This window comes from Rothia terrae (assembly GCF_012396615.1).
Classification (GTDB): domain Bacteria; phylum Actinomycetota; class Actinomycetes; order Actinomycetales; family Micrococcaceae; genus Rothia; species Rothia terrae.
This window is the reverse complement of record NZ_JAAXPV010000010.1, coordinates 14,932-38,668: the sequence shown is the minus strand read 5'-3', so window position 1 is coordinate 38,668 and position 23,737 is coordinate 14,932. Positions and strand designations below refer to the sequence as shown.

Below are 23,737 nucleotides of genomic sequence, written 5' to 3'. Positions count from 1 at the left end.
CTCCGAATTTTTCTCTTCGGTGCTGCAGGCAGTGGAGCTTATTGACGTATCTACTACTTGAACTTAATTCCTAAGTACCAGCTAATACTTAAGGCAACATAAGAAGCCGCTACGATTTTCCCTCGGGTGTTGCGGGGCGTGAGCTCCGTCTGTCTGCCGATGACAGGTCGCCCAGCGACCGCTTCATCGCAGACAGGGGCACACCCACGCCCGCGGCACCTACGCTAAGCACACCCACGCCTGCGTACTCAAAAAACTTCCGCCTGCGTACTCAAAAAACCTAAATTTGCACCGTCGTCACCGGCAACGACGAATCCGCCACAAAGTCAATGGCCGAGGGAGCACGCCCCTCACTCATCAATCGGGCACCGAGTGCCGCAACCATCGCGCCGTTATCGGTACACAGGCTCAACTTGGGAATGATGAGTTTGATACCGTGCTCCTGACAACGTTGCGCTGTGAGCTCGCGCAGGCGAGAATTTGCGGCAACGCCTCCACCAAGTAGCAGAGTTTTGATGCCCTGTTCGGTGCAGGCGAGCATCGCTTTGCGGGTGATGACATCTACCACTGCTTCTTGGAAGGACGCGGCGACATCTGCAACCGGCACTTCTTCGCCTCGCGCTTCGAAGCCTTCCACAACTCGCGCGACGGCTGTTTTAAGCCCGGAGAATGAGAAGTCGTAGCGGTGCGGGCCGTGTGCTTCGTCGGTTCCCATGTATTTACGGGCGGTCAGTCCGCGAGGAAAAGCGAAGGCTTTGGGGTTGCCGTTACGAGCTGCCTTATCGATAGCTGGGCCACCCGGGTAGTTGAGTCCGAGTAGACGCGCTACTTTGTCGTAGGCTTCGCCTGCAGCGTCGTCGAGGGTTGCGCCTAAGAGTTCTACGTCAGAGGTGATATCTCGTACCGCAAGGATTTCGGTGTGTCCACCTGAGACGAGCAGAGCACCCAGTCCTTCTTTCGGTAGGGAGTCCATGAAGTCAGCGTTGAAACCTTCAATGCCGCTGTCATCAAGCAGTCCAACGCCTACGTGAGCTACCAGGTGGTTGATGCCGTAGAGTGGTTTGTTGGCAGCTACAGCGAGCGCTTTTGCCGCTGAGACGCCTACCATGAGTGCGCCTGCCAAACCGGGCCCAGCGGTGACCGCAATGGCGTCCATTTCATCCAGGGTGACGTTGGCTTCCTCAAGCGCGGCGTGAAGGGCGGGGATCATAGCGTCGAGGTGAGCACGGGAGGCAATTTCGGGAATTACCCCGCCAAACCTTACGTGTTCGTCCATGGAAGATGAGACGGTGTTGGTGAGCAGGGTGCTCCCGCGAACAATACCGATGCCGGTTTCGTCGCATGATGATTCGATGCCGAGAATCAGGGGTTCGTGCGTCACGGTGTTATTCGCTTTCGGTTGTGGGGTGGGCGGTCAGCGGTGCTTGCATGATCAGCGCATCGACACCGTCGTTATAGTAGCCGGGGCGGGTGTGAATGTGGGCGTAACCGTTTTTGGTGTACAGATCTTGGGCGCGCGGATTGTCGGCGCGCACTTCAAGCAGTATGGTCTTAGCGCCGCGTGCGGCTGCCTCACGATGCAGGAAGTCGAGCATGGCGCGTCCTATCCCCCGTCCTTCGTAAGTTGGACGTACAGCGATAGTTTGCACATCAGCTGTTTCGGCGATGCTCATAACGCCTGCGTACCCCACTAAAAGATCCCGGTCAAAGGCGGCAATGTATCCGCGGGTAGGATGCTGGAGCTCGGCAAGAAACATCTCAAGAGACCAGGCATCGGCGGTAAAGAGATCGGTTTCAAGAATGTGCGCTGCTTCTAGATGATGCAGTATCATTTCGGTGAAGGTAATGGTGCCGATATCCGCAGGCAGTTTAGCGTTGAGCATGGGTCGCCTTCTTGCGGGCTTGCGGAACCTTAGCGTCTGATTCCCGAAGATACAGCGCCTGGGTGTCGGTGCTGAGGTTGGTAAGTCCGATGCGCGCGGCAGCCTTGAGGAGCCCACGAGAGTTTGCGTGAAGGCTATCGAACTCTTCGACAGCATCCACTTGTTCACGGTAAAGCCCAGCGCCAAAGCCATAGGCGGGTAGAGCAGGAGCATCTGCTGCTGCGCCTACGTTTGGGCCGTCTACAAGCTGGTAACCGGCCTCATGCTGCGCAAAAGTTGCACTGTAAATCTCTCGACGACGCGCGTCGGCAGCTACCAAAAATTCCGTGTAGTTGCGCTCGTTGGCGTCCTGCCAGGCGTTTTCGGCAATGCTGTACAGGCTCATCAGTCCGTACAGCGGCACACCCCATGCAAAGCTCAAGGTGCGGGCGGTGACAATGCCCGCGCGAAGGCCGGTAAAAGGCCCCGGTCCGGTACCGGTGATAATCGTGTCAATGTCCTGAGAAGAGACCTGGGTCTCTGCCAACACATCTCGGACGAAGACAGACATCACCTCTGCATGTGAACGGGTGTCTTGAGTTTCACGGTGCGCAATGACTTCTACTTCTGAGCCTGCTGCGGTGGAGCCGATTTTGCCCAGGGTAACGGATGCGGTTGCTGATGAGTCGATAGCTAATATAAGCACTCATCTATCTTAGCTTCTGTGCGAAATAACCGCTCAGTTTTGCCGCTCACACCCGCGCATAGCCTTAAGCCTGTTGTAGCGCTTGCTGCAAAGACGCCCAGGCGGAGCCTCGCCAACGAGGGCCGACGGCAATCACGCGCATCTCGCGAGATTCTGGCACATCTTCATCGTCCAAATCATCAAAAGCGTGGGGATCGCTCAGATCCAGTAAGTCCCCGGTAACCCGCGTCAGTTCAATTTCTAGGCGAGATTCGCTGAGGTGCTCTACTTTGTCTTTTCCCCATTCCACTACGGTCACTGACCGGTCTAGCGAATATTCAAGGTCTAGGTCATCGATTTCGTCGGGGCTGGTGAGTCGGTATGCATCAACGTGCACTAGGTCTGGGCCACCGGGACGTTTGCCGTCGGGTAGGTTCGGGTGCACGCGGGATAACACAAAAGTGGGTGAAATGACGCCCTCGCGTACGCCTAGGCCGTGACCAAGGCTGCGGGTGAAAGTGGTTTTACCCGCTCCCAGTTCGCCTGTCAAAATAAGCAGGTCGCCGGCACTCAAGTAATCGGCGAGCGCATGCGCTAGCCTGCGAGTATGGTCCGGGTCGCTAACGGTAATGTCGAGGTGTTCCATGCGGTTTAGGCGTCCTTGTCGGTTGTGTGCACGCGAGCTACGCGGGGTGAGATGCGGGTGACGATTTCGTAGTTGATGGTGCCGGCCGCGTCCGCCCATTCTTCGACGGGAGGGTTTTCGCCTTCACCAAAAAGAACTGCGCGTGCACCCAAGTAACCGTGCTCGTGTGCTGAAAGACCGGGTTCTCCCAAGTCAATAACCATCTGGTCCATGGCGATGCGCCCAACAACCGGGTACGTACGAGGTTCAGCTTTTCCGTTGGGATAGAGCCTAACCGGTGCACCTGTAGCAACACGCGGCACACCGTCTGCGTATCCCACGGGAATAAGCGCCAGTGTGGTGGCATGCGGGGTCGAGTAATTGAGACCGTACGAGACTCCCTGACCCGCAGGCACTTCTTTGACGGAGTTGACCCGCGTAGATACAGTCATGGCCGGACGCAGGTTCAGGTCACCAGAGGTTACCCCAGCCAAGGGCGATAGCCCGTACAGTCCTAGACCTACGCGCACTCCGTTACCCAAAAGGATCTCACCGGTTTCTTTATCTGCAGCGGTGAAGGTTCCCGGCGTATTAGCTGCATGAATCAGTTCAGGATTAAGCCCTGCCGCCCGAGCTTGCGACACCATATTTTCAAATACGTCCAGTTGCTGATCTGTTTCTTTACGGTCTGGCTCATCGGCTACTGCAAGGTGGGTGAAGATTCCTTCAACGGCAATCAGTCCCGCGTCCTGAAGTTCCTTGGCTCGTGCGGTGAAGCTCGGCCAGTCAGCCGGGGTGCAGCCGTTGCGTCCCAAGCCTGTATCAATTTTGAGGTGGACGCGTGCAACAGCTCCGACCTGCTGGGCGGCGTAGGCAATCGCTTCTAAATCCCAGCCTGACGCGCCAAGAATAATGCCCTCTTGCACTGCTAGCACAAAGTCAGTGGAAGGCGTATGCAACCACGCCATCAGCGTCGCGTCAATACCAACAGCGCGCAATGCCAATGCCTCACGCACATGCACCAACCCGAGCGCATCCGCACCGGCATCTAGCACGGTCTGAGCAATCCCCGCAGCGCCATGACCATACGCATCTGCCTTAATCACAGCGATCAGCGTTCGCTCACCAATCAACGATCTAATGGTGCGCACGTTGTGCGCGATAGCGTCTAAGTTGACCTCCGCAACACGTTCAGGGCCACTCGTGAGCATATTCAAAACGTTCGAGTCGAAAGTTACTGCCGGTTGCTGAGAACTCATGAACTAAACCTCATCTGTGTAGGGGCGGTGCGTCATGTACTTATTGTTTCACTCACTAGATATACACCCAAAATGTAACCGCAGGTGAGAGTTGTTAGAGTTAGAAACGTGAAAACTCGCACCCTTCATCTGATTTCAATGCATACCTCTCCCCTGTCCCAGCCTGGTAACGGGGATGCCGGCGGTATGAACGTCTATATCGCCAGCCTGGTGAAAGCTATGCTCGCAGCAGATAAGAATCTGCATATTGAAGTCTTTACTCTCTCAACTGAGTTCGGTGCACTCTATGAACGCACAGACCTTTCGAAACGCTGTAGTGTTCACACGCTGGCTTTTGAACGGGCTGAAGGCGCTGTGAAAGAGGATCTACCGCAACTTATCCCCGAGTTTGTGGAGCATATGCGCCGGTATGCGGTAAACACTCCAGATATCGTGCATTCGCACTACTGGCTTTCCGGCTTAGCGGCATTGCAGTATGCGCCGGAAGGTGTTCCGATTGTTCACACCATGCACACCACGGGCGCAGTCAAAAACGACAAAGCCGGCGCCGGTGAACCGCTTGAACCGCAGCAGCGTATCGATGGGGAACGACGCATCGTTGACGCGTGCGATGCTCTAGTCGTGAACACGATGCACGAACTAGAACAGATGGTTCGGTTTTATTCCGCCGAAGCATCGAAGCTGCATATCATCCGCCCCGGTGTCGATACTGAGATTTTCTATCCTGCAGTAAAAACTAATTTCAGTGACGCGTCAGGTGAGATTCTCTTTGCGGGGCGACCACAACCGCTTAAGGGACCGCATATCTTGGTCGAGGCCTTAGCCCTTCTGCCTCGCGAACTCAACGTTTCGCTCACCATGGTCGGTACTTCAGCTAATGATTACGAGCATCGGTTGGTGGCTCGCGCCAAGGCTCTCGGGCTCGGCAATAAAGTGCGCATTGTTCCAGCTCTCCCTGCACCCGAGCTTGCCCGCGCCATGCAACAAGCCGATATCGTAGCCTGTCCCTCGTCATCAGAAACCTTCGGGTTGGTTGCCTTAGAGGCTCAGGCCACCGGCACTGCGGTGATTGCAACCCGCGTCGACGGGTTACAGGACGCGGTGGCCGACGCCGAGAGCGGATTGCTGGTTGATTCCCGCGAACCCTCCGCCTGGGCAGCTGCACTCGAATATCTCATCCGCAACCCTGATATCCGCCAAAAGTTAGGACGCGCTGGAGCACAGCGCGCCCAAACGATGGACTGGGCGTCAGCAGCATCCACTACGCTAGAGCTTTATTCCTCTCTCACGAAAGAAAAGTAAATCCTCATGACCAATCTTTCTTCTCTTCTCGATAGCTATGCATTTTCAATGTCTGACAGCGAATTCGCGCAGTATCTCAACGACTCTAAAATTTGCGGTGAAGTAGCTACCTCACGCGAGGTCAACATCGCCCATATGCACGGTTTTGTTGAGGGTAACGAACACCTTGAGTTCGGCGTGAAGCTCACCCGTGAGTGGACGTACGAGGACATTTTTGAGTTGATGGCGCGCCGAGTAGGCACCAGCGCTGATCCTCACCACCTGTTTGGCCAAGACACTATTAGCGCCGAAGAATGCATCACGCAGCTTTACCGTTATACAGAAATCTTTGGTGAGGCAGTGAGAAATCGCGGAAAGATTCTTTTTGCTACCGGCCATCCGGCGGGACTGTTTCCAATTTATGTAGAACTGGCTCGTGTTGCTAGGGCGTTCGGTGCTGAGGTTCTCACTATTGATGAGGGCGATAAGTTTTTAGACGGTGATATTCGCCAGATTCTTGATGTTGTGATGTTTGAGCAGTACGGCAATTTGCAGCACACTCATTTTCCCGGCCCCATGGAATTGGCGCTGACTCAGCTGACGGAGCGCGGCATCACTCCGGATCTTATTGTTGCGGACCACGGTCTTGCCGGTGTTGCGGCCTCTCGAGGCATTTCGACTATTGGAATTGCTGACTGCAATGATCCCGGTCTATTTGTTTCCGCAGAGCAGAACCAAATCAAAGTCGCTGTGCCCATGGACGACAATGTAACCCCGCATCTTTACAAGCCAGTAACCAATTTTATTGTGACTCACGCCAACCTAAAATAGATTGTCGAGGCTCACATTTACCCTAGATAGAGCCAAATTCGTCCATTTTGTCCCCTAATGTACAGCGGAACTTACCTCCCATTTACACTGCTATAAATAAATTGTTCACGATATACTTTTAGAACAATTCTGCGACCAATAAATGGGGAAAATAAATTAAGGTCGGCAGATTTTTGCATTTTTGGGGGTAAGAATCACGTGCTAGATGGCATTGATTTAGAAGAGCGCTGGTCAGGTACGCGCATTAGAAAATCCTGGCATCCTAAAATTGTTGCGGCTCTCTACGCAGTAGATACCTTAGCAATTCTCATCACCTTGGTGGTTGCCCACTTTGTCAGCTTTGGTTTGCGCGACGCACCGGTGCTCGGCCGCAGTGAAACCGACTGGAACTATTTTATGGTCGGACCAGTCATTGGCATTTTGTGGTTTATTGCACTGCATATTTCAGATTCGCGAAATGTGCGCCACCTTGGTCAGGGTAACGATGAATACCGTTTGGTTACTAAGGCGACCACATATTTCTTCTGCCTTATCGTCATTTTTTCATATTTGACCACGGTTGATTTTGCGCGTAGCTACATCATTGTTGCCTACCCCATCGGCATTTTGCTTTTGCTGATCGGACGCTGGTGTCTGCGTCGCTTCCTTGTCGCTTTCCGCGACCGCGGTCGCGCGCTTACCCGCGTCATGATTCTCTCGGACGCTAGCTCCGGTGAGCACCTGTACACCACGCTCAAGGCAGGTCAGCAGTCAGGTTTGAGCCCAGCTGCTTTCTATCTGAGCGGTGAGGCACAGGGAACCACGATTTCTGAGGATCATGACCTTCCCATTTTGGGTTATTCGCACGATGCTGAAGATATTCTGGCGGCTGTTCGTCAGAACAACATTCATGCGGTTGCTTTGGGTTCCGGTCACGGTCTGACTCCGCAGGAGCTTCGTCGTCTGGGCTGGGAATTGGCAGCATGGCATATTTCGCTTATTCTGGCGCCTGCTACCACCGATATCGCCGGTCCACGTATCAAGACGCAGCCGCTCAACGGTGTGCCCTTGATTCACGTATCCACTCCTCGCCTTGAGGGCTTCCCTGCTTTCTTGAAGCGCACCTTGGACATCGTGGCATCGGGTTTGGGTCTCATCGTGCTTTCGCCGCTTCTTGTGGTCGTTGCTTTGATGGTGAAAAAAGATGGCGGACCGATTTTCTTCTTCCAGGAGCGTGTGGGCTACCGCGGCCGCCCGTTCCACATGATTAAGTTCCGTTCTATGGTGACTAATGCCGAGGAACTGAAGAAGGAACTGATGAGTCAGAACGAGGGTAACGGCATTCTCTTCAAGATGGCCGACGATCCTCGCATCACCAAGATTGGTAAGTTCATTCGCAAGTACTCCATTGATGAGCTTCCTCAGCTATGGAATGTTTTTGTGGGTGATATGTCATTGGTTGGCCCTCGTCCGCCGCTTCCTTCTGAAGTTGCGCAGTACGAAGAGGACGCCTACCGCCGCTTGCTCGTAAAGCCCGGTATTACCGGTCTGTGGCAGGTTTCAGGACGTTCTAACCTTTCGTGGGAAGAATCAATCCGTCTGGACCTCTACTACGTTGATAACTGGTCTGTTATTGGCGACTTCGTGATTCTTTTCCGTACTGTCCGCGCAGTGTTCGCGAAAGACGGCGCGTACTAAAAGACGTATGTAGCCGAAAAGACATATACAGCGGGCGGCAAACTGGGCTGGGTCTGGCATGAATCGCCTTGTGAACGAACCGAGCCGGTGAGAAGGATTGCTTCGTCGCTGTAGATGTACACGGAGCCAATAGCTTGACGAATAGAGCTCTACAGAAAATACTCAAGATGCAAAAGCTCGGGATCAGATGAGTTATCTGATCCCGAGCTTATTGTTTATTTGATTTTTATGAGTAATTGCCCGCGGTATATGGCGGCAGCGATCGTTAGCTGGGTGGCGCCCCAACGTGCTTTCTTTACCCCAGCTACCCCAGCAAATGCGCTATAGCGGTTGGAATATTGTCCACTATTGCCGATGCCGGTGTCGGGCCTTTGCCGCCGTTGTTTAAAAGTGCACTGTTACTGTGGATGACGCTAGCCAGGGCAGCGACATGAGCGGTGGGTGCGGGCTTTGTCTGCGCCTCGTTCTGTGCGATAAGCCCGCCTAGAATACCGGAAAGGACGTCCCCGCTTCCTGCTGTTGCGAGATAGTGGGCGTCGGAGCGGACGCTGAGTACCTTACCATCGGGGCTGGCGATGTGGGTGACCGCGCCTTTGAGAAGAACGGTTGCTCCGCTGAGAGAGCTGGCAACTTTTGCCCAACGAAGAGGGGCGTTTTCAATCTCGGCGCGGGTGGGAGCTTTTTCATCCCCCACAACTCGGTGCCATGTTGAATAGCTTAAGGCACTCATCCAGACCAGAAATTCTTCAAGTTCGCCAGCGTGCGGGGTCAGAATATTATTCGCCTCAAGGACTCTGTTATCGCTGACCCATTGAGCGGTTCTAGCGACCGCTGCCGCGTCAAGAATTGCTGGCTCAGAGGCGGCCAAAGCTACGTCAATATCTCGTTCACGGGCCTCTCCGGTAGCACCAGAGCCTGCTAGCCAGGCTTGCACGTGTTGTTCTTCAGGGCTGGATGTAAAGCAAACGACTTCCGGGGTTCGCAGATTTATCATACTGGCTAGTTGGCCCACTACCCCAAATCGCACCATTCCAACACCGGTATTGACACAGGCCTGGGTACTCAGGAGCGCGGCACCGGGGTACTCCTCACTTCCTGTGAGGATTCCGCAGACGCCCCGCGTGTATTTATGATCGTAAGGCCCAGGAACAACCATTTCTTGGCGGAGTTCATGAATTTCCAGCCGGGATACCGCAGGTTCATATTTCGCCAGATCCTCCTCGATACCGAGTTTCACTACCTCCACGCGTCCGCACAAATGTTCTGCTGTACTCAGGTGCGGTACCTTCCGAGCTATGAAAGTGACGGTTACGTCCGCCGGCAGAACGGGCTGATGAACGGCACCGGTATTTCCGTCGACGCCGGAGGGAACATCGCAGGCGATAACAAGAATATCGCGGTCGGTTTCAGTACGCAGCCGGTTAACAACGGTGGCAGCCTCATCTCTCAGGCCTCCGCGAGCGCCGGTCCCTAAAATCGCGTCAATTATCAGACCGTAAGCTGATGGGTCGAGCGAATCAGGGTCTATAAGGTTTCCCCCGGCATCTTTATATGCCTCCAGTCCCTCAGTATGGGCCCGCGACCCCAGCAAGACCGCATCCACTGCAAACCCGTCGGCAAGTAAGTGGGTAGCGGCATAGAGCCCATCGCCGCCGTTGTTTCCGCTACCAACGAGCACTAGGATGCGAGAGTCCGCCTGCTGCTCATGAAGTTTCGCGGCGTGTTTGTAGAGTCCGTAAGCGGCTTTGCGCATCAAAGAGCCGTCGTATGTTTCAGCGGTAACATATGGCTCTTCGAGTCGGCGAATATCTTCGGCGGTGTATGCGTTAATCATTGTTTTCACTCCTGACAGGTGAAAGTCCTCTGCCTTCGGGGTCTAGTTGTGCCAGCAGTAAGAGATCTTGATCGGTGAGGTGCTCGGCGACCACAGATGCGATGGCAACGGGATCGTCGTGGGTAATACTCAGGTGCCAGCGATTAATACCTAAGGACGCGGCCGTGGCGGCTACTGTCCCTTCCGTCACGATGTAGGGCGCGCCGTCTTGTGTGTTCTCAATCCAGCAGTGTTGCCAGACCATGCCGGCAGGGGCGCGCAGTGCTTTTGCGATAGCCTCCTTAGCGGCAAAACGGGCGGCCAGTGAACGCAGGTTGAGTTGACGTTCGTGCTCTACAAAAACTCTGTTGAGCAGGGCCGGGTTACGCTCAATAATTTTCTCAAAGCGTTCAATGTTCACCACGTCAATGCCTGTACCGATAATCATGTTTTGTTTTCTCCCCGCTTGTTCTCCAGCATCTGTGCGTTGAACTCGTTAATTCGCTGGTCTTTTAATACAAAAATGCCGCCCTTCTAGCTTACCTACTCTATGGAAGGTGCCAGGTCGGGCGGCATCTTTAGCTGTTCACTCTAGTCGCTCATCATTTACTGACTATCGTGAAATCACCAACCGAGGATTACTCAACGGTTACTGACTTAGCCAGGTTACGGGGCTGGTCAACGTCGTAGCCCTTAGCAGCTGCCAGCGCGCATGCGAAGACCTGCAAAGGAACGGTTGACAGCAAGGGCTGAAGCAGGCTCGGTGAAGCCGGAACGGTAATCAGGTGATCCGAGTATGCCTTTACAGCTTCGTCGCCTTCTTCAGCGATAACGATGGTTACTGCACCGCGTGCGCGGACTTCCTGGATGTTTGAGACAACCTTGGAGTGCAGTGAATCGCGACCGTTGGGTGAAGGTACAACGATGAAGACGGGCTGGCCCTCTTCGATCAAAGCGATAGGACCGTGCTTGAGCTCGCCTGCTGCGAAGCCTTCAGCGTGGATGTACGCAATTTCCTTGAGCTTCAGTGCGCCTTCGAGTGCTACAGGGAAGCCTACGTGACGGCCGAGGAAGAGTACGGAATCAGCGTCCTTCATGGAGGTGCCGAGGTCCTTTACCTGCTGCTCGTTGTCGATCAGCTTCTGAATCTTCTCGGGCATTTCCTGAAGTTCAGCAAGGATGGTCTTGATTTCGTCCTTGAACATGTTGCCGCGCAGCTGTGCGAGGTAGAGACCCAGCAGGTAAGCAGCGGTAATCTGTGACAGGAATGCCTTGGTGGATGCGACAGCGATCTCAGGGCCTGCGTGGGTGTACAGAACTGCGTCTGATTCACGGGGCAGGGTTGAGCCGTTGGTGTTACAGATTGAAACAACCTTTGCGCCCTGTTCCTGAGCGTGGCGTACTGCCATCAGGGTGTCCATGGTTTCACCGGACTGTGAGAGTGAAACAACCAAAGTCTTCTCGTTCACGATGGGATCGCGGTAACGGAACTCGTGTGCGAGCTCAACTTCGGTGGGAATACGGCACCAGTGCTCGATAGCGTAGCGCGCTACCTGCCCTGCGTATGCTGCGGTACCACATGCAACAACAATGATCTTGTCGATTGAACGCAAGATAGCGTCGTCAATCTTCATGTCGTCAAGAGTGAGGTTACCGTTTTCATCCAGACGGCCCATGAGGGTGTCGCGAACAGCTGCGGGCTGCTCGTGGATTTCCTTCTCCATGAAGGAGTCGTAGCCGCCCTTTTCAGCTGCGGTTGCGTCCCACTCAATGTGGAAGGGCTTGCCCTCTGCTGAGTTACCGTCGAAGTCGATGATTTCGTAGCCTTCGCCGGTGATAGTAACAATCTGGTCCTGGCCCATTTCAACAGCTTCCTTGGTGTAATCAATGAAGCCTGAAACGTCTGAGCCCAGGAAGTTTTCGTTTTCACCAAGACCGATAACCAGCGGTGAGTTACGGCGAGTTGCAACGACGCGATCAGGGTGGTCCTCGTGGATTGCAAGAATGGTGAATGCACCTTCGAGACGGTTTGACGCCAGGCGGATAGCCTCGGTCAGGTCCTTATTCTCGAGCTTGTTGTAGATGCCTGCAATCAGGTTTGCTGCAACTTCGGTATCGGTTTCTGACAGGAACTGTACGCCTTCGTCCAGAAGTTCTGAGCGCAGTTCTGCGAAGTTCTCGATGATGCCGTTGTGAACTACAGCGAGCTTGCCGCCGTCTACAACGTGGGGGTGAGCATTAGCGTCGGTGGGGCCACCGTGGGTTGCCCAACGGGTGTGGCCAATGCCGATTGATGACTCTGACAGGGGTGATGCTTCTACAGCTTCTGCCAAGTTGACGAGCTTACCGGCCTTCTTACGGAATTCAATTCCGTTATCGCCGATAACAGCAACGCCTGCTGAGTCGTAACCGCGGTATTCCTGACGGCGCAAGCCTTCAAGCACTACGTCGTACGCGGTATGGTCAAATTTCTTATTGTCCGGGGTAGTTCCCAGAGCTACGTATCCTACGATTCCACACATGGTTTTAGTTTACCCCACTGACTTTAGGAATAATGCGTGTTGAATGTACACACATTGATGATGCTCTTCATAGGAAAAGCGTCTTTAAAACTCTAAGAACCCCAAGAACAAATACGGCTTATTATCACTAATTTATAAGTATTTTTACGAACGTTGCACGCATTTCTTCAACAATTCGCTTTTGTGCCCTGCATCAGCGCTCATTTTTGCTTTCTCATGCGCTAAGAATCATGTACCGGCGTAATGAGCAAGTCGCAATGTGCGCGCACCTCGGTGTTTATTTAGACTGTATTGAATGAGCCCTCAACTTTCGATTGCTAAGCATTCGCCCTTTATTGAACTCGACAGGAACACCTGGTCACGTCTTGCGGAGACCATTTCTGTACCTCTTTCGGCATCAGAAATTGCAAATCTGCGCGGGTTCGGCGAAATATTGGATGTCGATGAGGTTCAGCAGGTGTATGTTCCGCTTTCACGACTCCTTAACCTGTATGTCAACGCGGCGAGTTCACTAAACCACATGACTAACGATTTCCTGGGAGCTTCCCAGCGTCGCGTCCCTTTTATTATTGGCGTTGCAGGCTCCGTTGCAGTGGGCAAGTCAACGACGGCTCGTATGTTGCAAGCGATGCTCAGCCGCTGGCCGTCAACCCCTAACGTTCAGCTCGTGACCACAGACGGCTTTCTCTACCCTAATGCGGAGTTAGAACGACGCGGCATCATGCACCGCAAGGGGTTTCCTGAGTCATACGATCGACGCGCGCTCCTTCGCTTTGTATCAGAGATTAAATCCGGCGCCCCACTCGTTGAAGCACCAAAATATTCTCACCTGTATTACGACATCATTCCCGATGAAAAAATTCAGGTCACTTCACCCGACGTGCTCATTATTGAGGGGCTCAATGTACTTGCTCCCGATAAATCCGGGGCTCTTTCGATCAGCGATTTCTTTGATTTCTCTATCTATGTGGATGCGCGTACCTCCGATATTGAACGGTGGTACATCAACCGCTTTCTATCACTTCAGCAATCTGCTTTTCAGAATCCAGAATCGTATTTTAAAAAGTACGCAAATCTCTCACACGATGAAACCGTAGCTCGTGCAACGTCAATCTGGAAGAGTATCAACGAGCCCAATTTGCTCGAAAATGTGCGGCCTACTCGTAGCCGAGCTCACTTGATTTTGTCTAAAGCCTCCGACCACTCGGCACATCGCGTTTTATTGCGAAAGAACTAAGAGTTTATAGACAAAACTGACAAGTTACCCTGTTATCACTTAGCGCCCCTCTTGTGGGGCCTTACGCCTGGCTAACGGGTGATTTTGTCCCTCAAACAGCCCAAAAAGTGACGGACGACTATAATGTTGCGGAGTTGTGATTAAACATACGTTTGGATGTAAACTTTTATCGCTGTAAACACTTTCCACCTGCATATATATCAGTCTATTGTTATCTCATGCTTAGTGGATTCAAAGAATTTATCACCCGCGGTAACGTTATCGATCTCGCAGTAGGTCTCATTGTAGGTACCGCTTTCACCGGTGTTGTTAACGCCCTCGTTAACTCCATCCTCATGCCCGCCATTGCGCGAGTATTTGGCTCACCCAACTTCGATAACTGGCTGGCATTTGGCGACATCAAAATTGGTGTTTTCATCACCGCAGTTATCAACTTCTTACTTATCGCAGCTGCTCTGTACTTCTGCATCGTTATGCCCATCAACAAGATGAACGAGCGTCGTAACGCAAAGCTCGCTGTTGAAGAAGAAGTTGAAGAAGAAGCAGCTGACGTTGCACTGCTCAAGGAAATCCGTGACGCTTTGGTTGCCGGTAAATAATTAAGTCGTATAACTTAGGGGCTGATCTTTTGATCAGCCCCTTTTTTCTTATCCTAATTCTTCTCTTAAAGCTCAGATAGCGTTCACTAGCTGATGGCTCGCCAGTATATCCAACGACCGCTAAGCTAGCTGAGTCTTGCACGGATTCACTGGAAAATAAAGCAGAGAATGAGAAAGGATCGTCGGTCGTCGCTGCCATTGAAGAGGGCTTTTAGCACCTATAAATATATTTCACAGTAAGGTATCACCCAACGAAAAAGCCGGATGCTCCGCCCCTCACGGGGACAAAGCATCCGGCTTTATTCTGTGCTTTATTGCTTATGCAAACTTAGCGAACACCTTCTCAAGGCCGCCGAAGAGCGGGTGACCTGATTCAATACCGGTGAGTTCGGTTGCCAGCACCGCAGGAGTTGTCTCCCCTGCCTTGAGCGATGCCAACTTAGCTTGAAGCTGCTGTGACTCTTCATCCTCAGCAACATCAAAGGCCAGCAGCACCTCGACCGTTGCTAGAAGTGCATCGGTGGGGCGGCCCATCTCAGCAAGCTCCGCTACCGGACCGATAAAACGCTCGTGGCGTGAAATCTTACGCAGAGGACCGCGACCTACACGTTCTACGGTGTCAGGCAGGTGCGGGTTCTCAAAGCGAGAGATAATCTTCTCGATGTATACCTGCTGAACCTCGGGCTCAAAACCGAACTTACGGACGATAAGGTCCTTGGTTTCTGCCAGCGTAGCTTCAACCTTGGCGCGGATATCATCGCTTTCAAGAACCTCAGAAATCTTTGAGATTCCAGCCGCACGACCAAAGTAAGCGGTGGTTGCGTGACCGGTATTCACGGTAAAGAGCTTACGGGTGATGTACGGGGCGAGGTCATCGACCCACGTTGCACCGGGGATATCCGGGTGGCTATCACCGAAGGGGCCAGTTTCAATGGCCCATTCGTAGTAGTTCTCTACGGTAACATCCAGGCCTTCACCGGGATCCTGTGCAGGGACGATGCGGTCAACTGCGGTGTTCGCAAAGACAGCTACGTTATCCGCTGTCGGGTAATGCTCACGAACAGCGGCAGCAAGAATATCAGTTGCGTTAATAGCGTTTTCACACGCCATGACAGCAACCTTGCCTGAAGCTCCAGCAGCAGCACGCTTTTCGAGGCCTTCAGCAATATTCTTAGCAACAAACTTAAGAATGGTGGGACCAACTGCAGTAGTCACAACATCTGAAGTTGCGATTTCTTCAGCCAAGGCCTCGGGTTTCTCAGCGGAGTTAATACCGCGGAATTTTTTAATCTCAATGTCTTTGGGGTCGTGTCCAACTTCGTGGACGGTGTATGATTTCAGGGAATTGAGCTTGTCGATAACAGGTGCTGCTACATCGGAGAAAACGAGTTCGTAGCCTGCTTCTTCAAGCTGAGTTACCGACGCCTTTGATGAGAAAATCTTTGCAATCTTCTGAAGCAGTTCGAGGTGTTCACCATCGGCACCAGCAATACCGATGACGAACTTTACGGGCTTACCGTTCCAGTCTACGGGCTCGTTGTAGCAAGTAAAGGACATCGCGGAGTCGTAGATTGCGCTCTTGGCTTCGTTAGTGCCGTGAGGAATTGCGAGTCCATTACCCATGAAGGTTGATACGGATGCTTCACGCTCGTGCATCGCTGCAACATATGACTGATCCACTGAACCGGTGTTAACCAGTAGGTGACCAGCCTGGTCGATAGCTTCTGCACGGGATGATGCTACGCCATCCATGACGATGGACTTCTTAGTCAGCACATAGTTTGAGTTATCTACCGCGCGAACTGCGCCGCCCTTGGTAGATGCAATGTGAGAGTTGGTAGCTGCAGCAGTACCTGCGGATGCGGGTGCTACAGTCTCAGCCGCAGGAGCGGTCTGCTGAGTTGCAGGGGCATCGGAGTACTGTTCCTGAAGCTTTTCAACAATTTCGTCGTAACGCGGTGATCCTATGAAGTTATCAACGGCAACGTGGATAGCTGAAGGAGTCGGCGCTGCTGCGCGGTCACCGAGATCCTGGTGAGAAACGAGCAGATCGTACTCGTCTTTCAGGTTGTTAATCGCTGAGTTGATAACAGTTACCTTGTCGCCAAGGCCCGCGTCCTTAATCTTGTTACGCAGAACAGGTGTGCCCATTGCAGATGAACCCATGCCAGCGTCGCAAGCAAATACAATCTTTTCAATCTTCTTGTTGCTGTTGTTATCTGAAGTTGCAAAAGCGCCAGCAACAGATGACTTCTTACCCTTCATGTCCTGCATCTTCTCTGCAGCAGCGGCGAGATCGCCCTGTTCCTGCCTAGAGAACTTGAGGATCAGTGCAGAGATAATGAATGACACAGCGGTTGCGGCAAGTACGCCAAGCGCCATACCCAAGTAGCTATCGCGTGAGGTCATAGCGGCAACAGCAAAGATTGAACCGGGAGCTGCGGGGCCAACCAAGCCAACCTTGAAGATGCTCTCAACAGTGATACCGCTCATACCACCTGCGATGGCAGCGATCATGAGCTGAGGCTTCATCAAGACGTAGGGGAAGTAAATCTCGTGAATACCACCCAAGAAGTGGATGACTGCCGCACCGGGCGCAGTTGCCTTAGCTGAACCGCGGCCAAAGAACATGTACGCAAGAAGAATACTGAAACCGGGGCCGGGGTTAGCTTCAAGCAGGTAGAGCAGTGACTTGCCCTGTTCGAGTGACTGCTGTACCGCTAGCGGGGTTAGCAAGCCGTGGTTAATGGCGTTATTCAGGAACAGAACCTTTGCGGGCTCAATCAGCAATGAGGTGAGCAGCAAGAGGTTGTGAGAAATCAACCAGTCAACGATTGCACCGGGAACTGACTGAACAAAATGCATAATGGGGCTGAGGAAGAACATCGACAGCATCGCGGCGATTGCAGCGAAAATACCGGCTGAGAAGTTGTTAACGAGCATCTCAAAGCCGGGCTTGATTTTACCGTCCCACAGGCCGTCAAGTTTCTTCATGCACCATGCGGCCAGAGGGCCCATGATCATTGCGCCGAGGAACATCGGTGGCTTAGCACCTTCAGGACCAACGAAGAGTTCTGATGAGGTACCGAGGATAACGCCCATAGTTGCAGTTGCGCCAACAACGCCACCGCGGTGTTCGTAAATCAGCTTACCGCCGGTGTAAGCAATCAGAATCGGCAAGAGGTAAAACACCATGGGGTCAACCATGAATGCAACCTTGGCGCTGAAGTCAGTTGCTGAGGGGAAAGTGCGGGAATAATGCCCTTTGGAATAAACAGAGCAGTAATAAGACCCCATGCAATGAATGCACCGATATTGGGCATAATCATTGAGGAGAGGAAAGTACCAAAGCGCTACACGCGAACGCGTACGCTGGCCTTTTCAGTAGTTGTCGTAGACATAGTTCTTTCAAAGAACATTGAGTATTTTTGCAGTGAAATGGGCAAGGCATTAGACAACCTGTCTAGACAGCTTAGCCCTTAGGGTCAAAACTACACCCCATTACCAGATTGAACGCGGTTTTCTGGGTTACCCGACACAGAAACTTTTGCCTGATTTTTATACCAAGTAGTCTTGTTTTCTCGCAGCTAGCTTTCCATACGAAAAATGAGGGTTCACCTTTCATTATCGAAAGGTGAACCCCCGTCATCAAAGACAATCGTGTCTAAAGCGCAAGTTCCTTAGCTACAACATCGGCAAGACGCTGAGCGTACGAGTCTGCTTCTTCCTGAGTAGCAGCCTCGACCATCACGCGTACCAAAGGCTCAGTGCCGGACGCTCGCAAAAGAACACGCCCGGTCTCCCCCAGCTCGGTTTCCACAGCTGAAATTTCAGACTGTAGCGCATCGCTGTTATCAATACCGTAACGATCAACGTTCTTGACGTTGATTAGCTTCTGAGGAGTTGCCTGCATACGGTTAGCAAGCTCAGAAAGCGGCAAACCGGTGCGCACAATTTCAGCCGCAAGGTGCAGACCGGTCAGCACACCGTCACCAGTGGTTGCGTGGTCACTCATAATGACGTGGCCAGACTGTTCACCACCTAAGTTGTACCCGGTGTCGCGCATAGCTTCGAGGACGTAGCGGTCACCCACAGCGGTACGCTCCAACTTAATGCCCTGTTCCTTGAGATACAGCTCAAGCCCCAGCGAAGACATAACGGTTGCAACCAGAGTGTTGTCCTTGAGCTTGCCCGCTTCTTTCATAGCAACTGCCAAGATCGACATAATCTGATCGCCGTCGACCAGGTTTCCCTGTTCGTCAACAGCCATGCAACGGTCAGCATCACCATCATGAGCAATACCGAAATCAGCCTGAATAAACTTCACAGCTTCCTGCAAAATTTCAGGGTGGGTTGAACCAAAGCCGTCATTGATGTTGGTGCCATTAGGCTCAGCACCAATAACGTGCACTTTTGCGCCCAAGGCACGGAAAGCGTCTGGCGAGACGCCAGATGAAGCACCGTTTGCGCAGTCCAAAACAACCGTGAGACCAGACAGGCCTCGGTGGTCAGGCATCGTTGAAATCAAGTGGGTCACGTAGCGATCTTCGCCATCGGCAAGAACCTTGATTCGTCCCACATCGCCGTGGGTCGGAAAATCAAATTTCTCTGAACGGTACAGAGCCTCAATCTCGTCTTCAATAGCGTCATCAAGCTTCTTACCACCGCGTGCCAAGAACTTAATGCCGTTATCTTCAGCGGGGTTATGCGATGCTGAAATCATTACGCCAAAGTCCGCTTCGGTTGAAGCAACGAGGTAAGCGCATGCAGGAGTCGGCACAAGACCGGCGTCGAATACATCAACACCTGAGCTTGCAAAACCCGCCATCATCGCTGCACCAATGAACTCACCGCTAATGCGAGAGTCATGGGCAATTACCGCGCGGGGACGTTGCCCCTCCGCCTTTGCTCTATGACCAAGAACTACTGAAGCCGCCTGAGCCAGCTTCAAAGCAAGCTCAGCGGTAATCTTTTCGTTAGCTAGACCGCGTACACCGTCGGTACCAAATAATCTTTGTGACATCACGCTTCATTCTACGCCGTGTTTACTTTGTGTCATCTTTTAGAACTGGAAAACCCGAAGGATTCTCAAGTTCGTCCTCCTCAAATACCGCGGACGCTGGTCCGACAACCAAAGGATCGGTGGTACCAACCACTGAATAGTCCTTGTTGGGGTATTCGAATTGAGCGAGTACATGACGCATTGCTTCTAGACGCGCGCGTTTTTTGTCATTGGATTTAATAACAGTCCAAGGCGCGTCTCCTGTATCAGTATAGAAGAACATTGCCTCTTTAGCCGCCGTATAGTCATCCCACTTATCAAGTGAGGCCAAATCTGTGGGCGAAAGCTTCCACTGGCGTACAGGATCGGTACGCCGCGAGTTGAACCTAGCCAGCTGCTCCGCTCGCGTTACAGAGAACCAGAATTTAATGAGTTTAGTTCCCGAATTCACCAGCATACGCTCAAGCTCTGGCACCTCTCGCATGAACTCATAGTACTGTTGCGAGGTGCAGTAGCCCATCACCCTCTCGACACCGGCACGGTTGTACCACGAGCGGTCCATCATCACGATTTCACCGCCTGAAGGCAGGTGCGCGATATAACGCTGAAAATACCACTGGGTCTGCTCAACTTCGGTAGGCTTTTCAAGTGCGACGACGCGTGATCCTCGAGGATTCAGGTGCTCGGTAAAACGCTTAATGGCCCCACCTTTACCTGCCGCGTCGCGTCCTTCAAAAATAATGAGTGCCTTCTGACCGGTCTCTTTAAACCAGAGCTGCAATTTCAGCAGTTCAATCTGCAGGGCACGCTTTGTCTTTTCGTACTCTTTGCGGCTCATCTTTTCATCGTAGGGGTAGCCCTTTTTCCAGGCATCGGAGCTATCGTTGTTCCCGTTGAGGCGGTGAGTTAATGACGCAATTTCATCAAGTTCAGCGGCGTAGTCACTCACCACTGAAGGACGCCTCGCCTCGCGCTTCAGGGCAGCTTTGACGGCGTCTTTACGCTCATCGCTCTCCGAGGTAGCAGGTGTAGTCTTATCCGCCTGGGTTTCAGACTTCGTAGTTTCCGATGTACGCGAAGCGCCCTTTGCTGAAGGGCGACGTGAGGGCTGCTGTGATGGCATTCTAGGTCTCCTTTGTCTCACATAGATGCCTTAATTGTATGTTCCCTCACGTATTCCCCGAAGTATTGCGTTAAAGTCATACAGCTATTTTGTCTTGGTTTTTTTAAAACCCAAAGGGCTCCTTCCCTTGAGGGAAGAAGCCCTTTGTACAAGATACGACACGAAGTCGAAACGTTGATTAACGCTTTGAGAACTGTGAAGCCTTGCGTGCCTTCTTAAGACCAGCCTTCTTACGTTCGATAACGCGTGCGTCACGGGTAAGGAAGCCTGCCTTCTTCAGTGCAGGACGGTTGTTCTCGGTATCGATTTCGTTCAGCGCGCGTGAAACACCGAGGCGAAGTGCACCAGCCTGACCTGAGGGGCCACCGCCGGAGATACGAGCGATAACGTCGTATGCGCCTTCGAGTTCAAGAAGCTTGAACGGATCGTTTACTTCCTGCTGGTGCAACTTGTTGGGGAAGTAGTTATCCAGGGTTCGACCGTTAACGGTCCACTGACCTGAGCCAGGCACAACGCGTACGCGTGCAATAGCTTCCTTACGGCGACCAACTGCCTGACCTGAAACGGTCAGTGCAGGACGGTTTGCCTTAGCTGCCTCTGCTACAGGAGCTGAGGATTCTGAGGTGTAGCTGGTGAGCTCTTCCTCGTTTACAATCTGCTCTTCGTTCTGAGCCACGATTTCTCCTTAAAGTTGTCTTCGTAGGCCCGAATTACTGGGCGACCTGGTTGAATTCGTAGGTCTTGGGCTGCTGTGCAGCGTGCGGGTGCTCTGCACCTGCGTAGACCTTGAGGTTCTTAAGCTGCTGAGCTGCAAGCTTATTCTTGGGGAGCATACCCTTAACAGCCTTCTCAACTGCGCGAACGGGGTTGGTTTCCAACAGTTCTGCGTAGTTAACTGACTGCAGACCACCGGGGTAGCCTGAGTGACGGTATGCACGCTTCTGCTCGAGCTTAGCGCCGGTCAGTGCAACCTTTTCAGCGTTGATGATGATAACTGAGTCACCGGTGTCAACGTGGGGTGCAAAAGTGGGCTTGTGCTTACCGCGAAGAAGAATAGCGGTCTGGCTTGCAAGACGACCCAGAACAACGTCAGTAGCGTCAATAACGTGCCACTGGCGCTCTACTTCGCCGGGTTTCGGAGTGTAAGTGCGCAAAATTTCGCCTTTGTCTCGTTTGTTCATGTCGGCGCTAGTTGGGTATCGCGCCTATTACCACGTGCGATAGCAGGATCTGGGTGAGGACCAGAAGCTAACTGCTCGTTCACATCCCCTGGGCACCTATCTGCGTGTCATCCTGCAACTGGACCGTCAGATGGTACGCGTGAATCAGGGTGGAACACGCACAACGTATGAAACTATACAGTAGATACAGCCCTTAATCCATATTTAATAAGGGATTAAGGACACTTAAACCGCAGTAAATGCCATCGTTGTTATTTAGGACGCTTTTCTACCGGTAATTTCCGAGTATTACGGGTACGTTCAGCTTGGGTTTTATAGTGAGCCGCTTCGGGATAAGAAATCTCCGCCAGGCTAAGCCCATTAGCCGGTGCTAACTTTACGGTGGCGTCCCGTTGAGGATTTTCAATGCGGTCTAGCAGCCACTCATACGAACGCTCCCCTGCTCCCAGCATCACCAAAGAGCCCACCAGTGATCGCACCATATTATGGCAAAATGCATCCGCAACAATGCGAGCGGCAATGACTGCATCGTCACGACGCTCAAATTCAAGCTCTCGTAGCTCCCTGATAGTCGTCGCACCAACACGTGGTTTACAAAACGATAAAAAGTCATGGAGCCCAAGAAGCTCTCGAGCCGCGTTGTTCATAGAATCAATGTCCAATGAACTTTCAACTTGCCAGCAGCTCAGACGCTGAACAGGAAGAGCTTGGTGTAGGGAGTTATCGGCAATAAGGTACTCGTATCTACGCGATAACGCCGAAAACCGAGCATCAAAATCAGCTGAAACCGCTGAGACATGATGAATTGAGATAGCCCCCTGCATGAAACCTCGCATAGTGCTAGGCAACCCCAGCTGAGCTTCAGCATCGGCAAGCACCCGCGTCATCGCCCCACGCAAACGAGTTTCCAGCGCAATTTTTGGTGCCCTCTTGCTTCTACCAGGAATTCTAGCCCAATTTTCACGAGGAATATCAACATGAACAGTCTGCGCCGATGCGTGAACACCGGCATCCGTTCGTCCCGCAACCGTTACCTGTAGGTCAACTCTGGTTATGAGCGCAAGCGCCTGTTCCAAGCATCCTTGAACAGTCACCAAACCGGGTTGTTTTGCCCAGCCTGCAAAAGCTCCGCCGTCATAGGCAAGATCAATCCGAACCCGCTGAAAATTAGATTCCACGTACACACCGTTCACCGTTTAAAAGAAAAATCCGTTGCTCACTGTACCAGTGAGCAACGGATTTTCATGAAGTATAAAACCTAAATCAGATTACTCTGAGATGGTCTGAGCGGCTGCGCCACCTGCGGGTGCGTAGCCTGCTGCCTCAGCTGATTCCTTGGTATCGAACCAGATCTCAGCCTGAGTGTTTGCGTACCAGCGTGAGCCGGGTACGTGGTACTTCATTGAGCCTGAGTTGCCCTTGATCTCGAAACCCTCGGGCGCTTCGCCGGACTCGATGGGTGCGTGTGCACCAGCAGGAAGTTCGGTTGAAGTTGCTTCAGCAGCGGGTGCTGCTACCGCGGGAGCTTCTTCAGCAGGAGCAGCGGTTTCAGCAACCTTGGTTGCCTCAGCTACTGCGCCCTTTGATGCTACGGGCTCCATAACCAGTTCGATAACTGCCATGGGAGCGTTGTCGCCCTTGCGGTTACCGATCTTGGTGATGCGGGTGTACCCACCAGGACGCTCTGCCATTGCGGGAGCGATAACGGTGAAGAGTTCGTGAACAACTGACTTGTCGGTCAGTGAACGCAGAACGCGACGACGTGCTGCCAAGTCACCCTTCTTAGCGAAGGTGATGAGGCGCTCTGCAACGGGGCGCAGACGCTTTGCCTTGGTAACAGTGGTGGTAATGCGCTTGTGCTCGAACAGCTGCTGTGACAGGTTGTTGAGCATCAGACGCTCGTGAGTCGGGCTACCGCCGAGGCGGGGACCCTTAGTGGGAGTAGGCATATCTTATTTCTCCATGGTTTTTGTTTCCTGTGTGATTCCACCTGTGGAAGCGACAAGAAACCAAGTTTATGACGTTGAGGCACCTAGCAAT

At 52.7% G+C, this 23,737-nt stretch carries 20 protein-coding genes and 1 pseudogene; 5 read left to right on the top strand and 16 right to left on the bottom strand.

Annotated elements, in window-relative coordinates; all coding sequences use genetic code 11:
• Positions 1-280 precede the first annotated feature (280 nt).
• The 5 genes from tsaD to alr all read right to left on the bottom strand — a co-directional run bounded on the left by tsaD (position 281) and on the right by alr (position 4,383).
• Entirely contained in the window at positions 281-1,381 is a 1,101-nt protein-coding gene (tsaD, locus tag HF984_RS06810) for a tRNA (adenosine(37)-N6)-threonylcarbamoyltransferase complex transferase subunit TsaD (RefSeq protein WP_168614932.1), read from the bottom strand.
• Positions 1,382-1,385: 4 nt separating this feature from the next.
• Positions 1,386-1,883, bottom strand: coding sequence for a ribosomal protein S18-alanine N-acetyltransferase (rimI, locus tag HF984_RS06805; protein WP_168614931.1), 498 nt, complete (start codon positions 1,881-1,883; stop codon positions 1,386-1,388).
• Positions 1,870-2,568, bottom strand: coding sequence for a tRNA (adenosine(37)-N6)-threonylcarbamoyltransferase complex dimerization subunit type 1 TsaB (gene tsaB / locus HF984_RS06800; protein ID WP_168614930.1), 699 nt, complete (start codon positions 2,566-2,568; stop codon positions 1,870-1,872). The genes rimI and tsaB overlap by 14 nt, the downstream gene beginning before the upstream one ends.
• Before the next feature lie 64 nt (positions 2,569-2,632).
• Positions 2,633-3,193, bottom strand: coding sequence for a tRNA (adenosine(37)-N6)-threonylcarbamoyltransferase complex ATPase subunit type 1 TsaE (tsaE, locus tag HF984_RS06795; RefSeq protein WP_168614929.1), 561 nt, complete (start codon positions 3,191-3,193; stop codon positions 2,633-2,635).
• Between the two features lie 5 nt (positions 3,194-3,198).
• Positions 3,199-4,383 (bottom strand): alanine racemase, encoded by a 1,185-nt coding sequence (gene alr, locus HF984_RS06790; RefSeq protein WP_247596516.1) that lies wholly within the window; start codon positions 4,381-4,383, stop codon positions 3,199-3,201.
• A 156-nt stretch (positions 4,384-4,539) separates the two neighbouring features.
• On the opposite strand from alr, the gene HF984_RS06785 reads away from it, so the two are divergent.
• From HF984_RS06785 to HF984_RS06775, 3 genes are all read left to right on the top strand, one after another.
• On the top strand, positions 4,540-5,733 hold the full coding sequence (locus HF984_RS06785; RefSeq protein WP_168614927.1) for a glycosyltransferase: 1,194 nt from the start codon (positions 4,540-4,542) through the stop codon (positions 5,731-5,733).
• Between the two features lie 6 nt (positions 5,734-5,739).
• Positions 5,740-6,543 carry a phosphatase gene (locus HF984_RS06780; RefSeq protein WP_228008172.1) on the top strand — a complete coding sequence of 268 codons (804 nt, stop codon included), beginning with the start codon at positions 5,740-5,742 and terminating at the stop codon, positions 6,541-6,543.
• A gap of 198 nt (positions 6,544-6,741) precedes the next feature.
• Complete coding sequence (locus HF984_RS06775; protein WP_311242787.1) at positions 6,742-8,220, top strand: sugar transferase; 1,479 nt, start codon at positions 6,742-6,744, stop codon at positions 8,218-8,220.
• Between the two features lie 304 nt (positions 8,221-8,524).
• On the opposite strand, the gene HF984_RS06770 is transcribed toward HF984_RS06775, so the two are convergent.
• From HF984_RS06770 to glmS, 3 genes are all read right to left on the bottom strand, one after another.
• Complete coding sequence (locus HF984_RS06770) at positions 8,525-10,054, bottom strand: NAD(P)H-hydrate epimerase (RefSeq protein ID WP_168614926.1); 1,530 nt, start codon at positions 10,052-10,054, stop codon at positions 8,525-8,527.
• Positions 10,047-10,481 carry a holo-ACP synthase gene (locus tag HF984_RS06765; RefSeq protein WP_168614925.1) on the bottom strand — a complete coding sequence of 145 codons (435 nt, stop codon included), beginning with the start codon at positions 10,479-10,481 and terminating at the stop codon, positions 10,047-10,049. Before HF984_RS06765 ends, HF984_RS06770 begins: the two co-directional genes overlap by 8 nt.
• A 190-nt stretch (positions 10,482-10,671) precedes the next feature.
• The gene (gene glmS / locus HF984_RS06760) at positions 10,672-12,555 is read right to left on the bottom strand and encodes a glutamine--fructose-6-phosphate transaminase (isomerizing) (protein WP_168614924.1); all 1,884 of its coding nucleotides are present in this window, start codon (positions 12,553-12,555) and stop codon (positions 10,672-10,674) included.
• 295 nt (positions 12,556-12,850) lie between these two features.
• Here glmS and coaA point away from each other — a divergent pair, with 295 nt between their 5' ends.
• Together coaA and mscL are read left to right on the top strand one after the other, a co-directional pair.
• Positions 12,851-13,792, top strand: a complete 942-nt coding sequence (coaA, locus tag HF984_RS06755) for a type I pantothenate kinase (RefSeq protein ID WP_168614923.1) — start codon at positions 12,851-12,853, stop codon at positions 13,790-13,792.
• Between the two features lie 218 nt (positions 13,793-14,010).
• Positions 14,011-14,391: a large conductance mechanosensitive channel protein MscL gene (mscL, locus tag HF984_RS06750; protein ID WP_168614922.1), complete on the top strand. Its 381-nt coding sequence runs from the start codon at positions 14,011-14,013 to the stop codon at positions 14,389-14,391.
• 318 nt (positions 14,392-14,709) lie between these two features.
• Here the strand turns inward: mscL and HF984_RS11350 are convergent, their stop codons facing one another.
• The 8 genes and pseudogenes from HF984_RS11350 to rplQ form a co-directional block, all read right to left on the bottom strand.
• Positions 14,710-15,852, bottom strand: coding sequence for a mannitol-1-phosphate 5-dehydrogenase (locus HF984_RS11350; protein ID WP_247596513.1), 1,143 nt, complete (start codon positions 15,850-15,852; stop codon positions 14,710-14,712).
• A pseudogene (locus HF984_RS11520) lies at positions 15,847-17,586 on the bottom strand (PTS mannitol transporter subunit IICBA); the annotation flags it as partial. The gene HF984_RS11350 and the pseudogene HF984_RS11520, both read right to left, overlap by 6 nt.
• Before the next feature lie 469 nt (positions 17,587-18,055).
• A complete protein-coding gene (gene glmM, locus HF984_RS06740; protein WP_168614920.1) occupies positions 18,056-19,414 on the bottom strand; it encodes a phosphoglucosamine mutase in 1,359 nt (452 codons plus the stop codon).
• A 22-nt stretch (positions 19,415-19,436) separates the two neighbouring features.
• Positions 19,437-20,516 (bottom strand): polyphosphate kinase 2, encoded by a 1,080-nt coding sequence (gene ppk2, locus HF984_RS06735; protein WP_168614919.1) that lies wholly within the window; start codon positions 20,514-20,516, stop codon positions 19,437-19,439.
• Between the two features lie 178 nt (positions 20,517-20,694).
• Complete coding sequence (rpsI, locus tag HF984_RS06730) at positions 20,695-21,192, bottom strand: 30S ribosomal protein S9 (protein WP_168614918.1); 498 nt, start codon at positions 21,190-21,192, stop codon at positions 20,695-20,697.
• A 34-nt stretch (positions 21,193-21,226) separates the two neighbouring features.
• Entirely contained in the window at positions 21,227-21,670 is a 444-nt protein-coding gene (gene rplM, locus HF984_RS06725; protein WP_168614917.1) for a 50S ribosomal protein L13, read from the bottom strand.
• Positions 21,671-21,948: 278 nt separating this feature from the next.
• Complete coding sequence (gene truA, locus HF984_RS06720; protein ID WP_311242174.1) at positions 21,949-22,875, bottom strand: tRNA pseudouridine(38-40) synthase TruA; 927 nt, start codon at positions 22,873-22,875, stop codon at positions 21,949-21,951.
• A 90-nt stretch (positions 22,876-22,965) separates the two neighbouring features.
• Positions 22,966-23,646, bottom strand: coding sequence for a 50S ribosomal protein L17, sunset domain variant (rplQ, locus tag HF984_RS06715; RefSeq protein ID WP_168614915.1), 681 nt, complete (start codon positions 23,644-23,646; stop codon positions 22,966-22,968).
• Between the last annotated feature and the right edge of the window lie 91 nt (positions 23,647-23,737).